At 64.3% G+C, this 3,959-nt stretch carries 4 protein-coding genes; 2 read left to right on the plus strand and 2 right to left on the minus strand.

Annotation, left to right across the window (positions count from 1 at the left end):
• The coding region (locus ACXJL8_RS35905; protein ID WP_456686529.1) for a glutathione binding-like protein at window positions 1-272 on the plus strand (272 nt) is incomplete at its 5' end.
• Between the two features lie 27 nt (window positions 273-299).
• On the opposite strand, the gene ACXJL8_RS35910 is transcribed toward ACXJL8_RS35905, so the two are convergent.
• Both ACXJL8_RS35910 and ACXJL8_RS35915 read right to left on the minus strand, forming a co-directional pair.
• Window positions 300-1,106 (minus strand): Crp/Fnr family transcriptional regulator, encoded by an 807-nt coding sequence (locus tag ACXJL8_RS35910; protein WP_456621314.1) that lies wholly within the window; start codon window positions 1,104-1,106, stop codon window positions 300-302.
• A gap of 255 nt (window positions 1,107-1,361) precedes the next feature.
• On the minus strand, window positions 1,362-2,444 hold the full coding sequence (locus ACXJL8_RS35915; RefSeq protein WP_456621315.1) for a SecDF P1 head subdomain-containing protein: 1,083 nt from the start codon (window positions 2,442-2,444) through the stop codon (window positions 1,362-1,364).
• 248 nt (window positions 2,445-2,692) lie between these two features.
• On the opposite strand from ACXJL8_RS35915, the gene ACXJL8_RS35920 reads away from it, so the two are divergent.
• Window positions 2,693-3,959: AMP-binding protein (locus ACXJL8_RS35920; RefSeq protein WP_456686530.1), on the plus strand; the 1,267-nt coding region annotated here is incomplete at its 3' end.

Raw genomic sequence — 3,959 nt, forward strand, 5'->3', positions numbered from 1 at the left:
ATCCGATGCTGCTTGCGACCAAGGCGCGCGTCGACCGTGCCTTGGATCTGGTCGACGCGCGCGTTCGCGACGCCGAATATTTGGCCGGCAGCGCCTTCACCACGGCCGACATCATGATGGGCTTCTCGCTCACCACGATGCGCTACTTCCAGCCCTACGACCTGTCGCGCTGCCCGAGTGTGATCAAATATCTCGGCCGCATCGGTGCCCGGCCGGCCTATCGGCGTGCGATGGAGAAGGGCGATCCCGGCATGGCGCTGCTGTTGAGCTGAGCGGCGGCGCCGGATCCGTCGCGCCGATCAAGCAATCCTGTTCGTGGTTGCGGCTCGTTCAGCAGTCAGTTGGTCCTGCAAACGCTGGATGTTCTGCAGGAGACGCTGGCTGGTGAGGACCAGGAAGTAGTAGCCGAACTGCGGATCCTGGAAATAGATCTCGAGCAGCCGGTCATAAGTGATCGTCAAGACCTGACCGTCTTCGATGCATTCGACAGTTCCGGTGCGCCGGTTGTCGGGCGTAAGGAAGCCGAGCTCTCCCATGAGAGTTCCAGGCAGGATCTCGATGTTGATTTCCTTGACGAGGAACTTGCCGGTGACCGTGAGGAACATTTCGTTCGCCGGATCGCGCAGCTTGAAGAGCGTGTCGCCGCGGCGATATTTGCGCTCGGTCATGAACGGCTTGAGCCACTCGATCGACATGTCGCCTTCGGCTGCGTGGCGCGCCTTCTTGACGAGCTTGAGCATTTGCCGCAGGCGCAAGGCGTTGATCGGGAGCAACAGAAGATACAGCAGGAACGTCGAGACATTTGCGGAGAGCGCGCCGAAGACGGCGAAGAATGCGCAGCCGACCATGTTGGCGACGCGCAGGGGCACCATCGTCCGCATCAAGAGGGTGGCGACGAAGAAGCCGGCGCCGACCGCGGCGAACAGATTGGCCAGCGTGATGTTGTGGACGAAGATCTCCAGCATCCTATTGAAGATCGCGTCGTAGGTGACATTGTTGGGATCGAGGCCCATCTGGACCAGGATCTTAGCGATCCTGAGGTTGTCCGTCGCCGCATCGAGAATGCGATCGAGGATCGAGGAAATGTCTGCGCTGCCGGACGGCATGGTATTGTCCCCGCGTAAGGCCTTCAGTGCTGGTCGGTACCCGTATAGCCGAAATCGAATGACGACCGCTTGAATGGAGCCTTCGGCCGTCGTGCCGCAAGAGGCAAATTTTAGCCTGATCGTGCGTTTCGGCAATTGCCCGTTTGGATGTGCGCATGGCTGCAGCCCGCCCGTGATTCGGGTCCCGGTGCGGGCTTCGGCGTGGCGGATGGACCTGGGCGCCCGGGGGAGGCGGAGGCGTGGGGCGATCTTCGCCTACGGCTTGGCGGCGGGCTGCACGACCTGCTGCTCGACGAGGCCGAGGTGTCCCGGCAGCGCCCCGGCGCGCAGCATCATGGCGACGCTGTTGGCCTCCTCCAGGGTGAAATTGCCGGAGATCTGGACCGAGCCGCCGGTGATGGGCTCGCGGATCACGGGGGCTGAGATCACCTTGTCGTCGAGCACGATGGCGAAGGGTTTTCCGATGTTCTCTTCGGTGATGTGGGCGAAGCGCCGCGTGCCGCGGCCATTGAAGCGGAACGAGGCGATCGGGTCCTTCGTGCCGCTCGCAAAGCCCGGGCCCGCATAGCTGATGTCGTCGCCGTCGAGCGCGCTGTCCTTGGCGACCAGATAAGGGCGCCCGTCCTTGAAGCCGAGCAGGACTTCCGTGCCGGCGGGCGGCGTACCCGATTGAGCCTGTACCGCCGGCATCGAGAGGTCGACCAGGCGGAAGCTGACTTTGACCTTCGTGGCGAAGATCCTGGTCACCTGCTCGGGCTCCATCATGCCGGGCAGGAAGATGCGGATGCGGTCCGTGCCGTCAGGCTGGACGCTGGCGAGCTTGATTCCGGCATCCTTGAGGCGCTGCTCGATCATGGCGATGGCGTCTTCGACGAGATCGCGCAGCCGCGCGGCGGATGCTGCATCGGTCGGCACGAGCCTGACCAGTCCGTCGCCGCCGTCGGTCATGGCGAGCGCATGCGACGTCAATCCCTCCGCGGCTGAGGCGAGCTTGCGCTTCAGCTCTTCGCGGCCCTTGGCGTCCACGATCTTCAATTCGACGCCGCCGTCGCGGATCGCAAGACCGGAAAAGGCGATCTTGCCCTCGCGTAAGGTCTTGTAGACGTCGTCGCGCAAATCCATGACGACGCTCTCGCGCAAGCCGTCGCTGTCCACCTTGTAGATGATGCGCGAGCCGCCCAGCTTCTCCATCTTGTCGCCGATGAAGGCCGCGATCTTGGCGCGCATCTTGTCGAGCTGGCTGTCCTCGGCGAGCGCCGCACGGGGCAGGGCGATCGCCGCTGCGATGGCGAGCGCAGTGGTGAGCCGTCCGATGCGATCCCGCAGGGGCATAGTCATGATGACCTCAAGTCTTGCGGCAGGACGCTGGCAGGTGAATCCGATGCCTGTTCTTGGTCCCCCGATCGGCCACAGAGGTTCAAATCCCGTCCGATCCGAACCCCGTTGTTGCAGCCGCTAGGCAATAGACGAACGGCAAATCATCCATCATTGTGTTCCCGGTTGGCCGGCAATCGGTCGGCGCCTCGCCGAACCAAAATGTCAAAAGACAGGGGGCGGGGCAATGAACAGAGGGAGGACGGAATTCCATGGCGGGCATCCACGCGCTCGATCGGCTGATCGGCAATGACTATCCGGACCTGGCGACCGACGCGGCGGTCCGGGCCTTCGAGCAGGTCCCTTACGCCGACCGCGTCGCGGCCGAGAGCACCCTTGACGCCATCAGGCTCGGTGCGGCGCGCAATCCCGACGGGGCAGCGATCCAGTTCCTGCAAAACGCCGATCCGGCCGACACGCCCCTCGTCGTGACGTACCGCGACTTCATCGCGCGCGTCACGCAGGCCGCAAATATGTTTCACGCGCTTGGGGCGGAGAAGGACGACGTCATCAGCTTCATGCTGCCGCTGGTGCCGGACGCGTTCGTGACGCTGTTCGGCGCGGAGGCCGCTGGCATCGCCAATCCCGTCAATCCGTTGCTGGAGCCGCACCAGATCGCGGAGATCCTGGAAGCTGCGAACACGAAGATCCTGGTGGCGCTCGGGCCGATGCCGGGCACCGACATCTGGCAGAAGGTCGAGCAGATCCGCCCGCGGCTCAAGCACCTCAAGGCGATCGTGCAGGTGTTTGGTGGTGGCGATCCCGCGAAGGGAATCTTTGCCTTCAACGACCTGATCAAGCAGCAACCGTCCGACCGGCTGGTCAGCGGCCGTAAGATTCTCGGCAGCGACATCGCCGCCTATTTCCACACCGGCGGCACCACCGGCACGCCAAAACTGGTGCGGCACAGCCATGCCAACCAGGTCTATCAGGCCTGGGGGCTCAATTTGCTGCTGAAGTCCGGGCCCGGCGGCAACATGCTGTTCGGCATGCCGTTGTTTCACGTCGGGGGATCGCTGACGCAGGTGCTGACGACGCTGTCGGGCGGCGGCTCGCTCGTCGTGCTGTCGCCCAGCGGATGGCGCAATCCAAATGCGGTGAAGAATATCTGGCAGCTGGTCGAGCGCTTCAGGCCGGAGGCGCTGTCGAGCGTGCCGACGGTGCTTGCCGCAACGCTCGGGGTGCCGCCGGGCAACGCTGACATCTCGAGCCTCAGATATGCCGCGGGCGGCGGCTCGGCGATTCCCGTGGCGGTCGGCTCGGCGATCCAGGAGAGGCTGAAGCTGCCGGTAGTCGAGGTCTACGGCATGACCGAGACCTCGAGCGTGCACACCATGGCCTACCCGGACCGGCCGATCCGGCTCGGCTCGGTCGGTCTGCCGATGCCTTACGCGCGCGTGCGCATCGTGCAGCTCGATGCCGACGGCCGCCTGATCCGCGACTGCGCGCCTGACGAGATCGGCGTGGTGATCATGGCGG

It is taken from the genome of Bradyrhizobium sp. P5_C11_2 (assembly GCF_054049755.1).

Coding starts and splice junctions, on each gene's coding strand:
- ACXJL8_RS35910 (WP_456621314.1), bottom strand. CDS start 1,106: ATGCCGTCCGGCAGCGCAGACATTTCCTCGATCCTCGATCGCATTCTC.
- ACXJL8_RS35915 (WP_456621315.1), bottom strand. CDS start 2,444: ATGACTATGCCCCTGCGGGATCGCATCGGACGGCTCACCACTGCGCTC.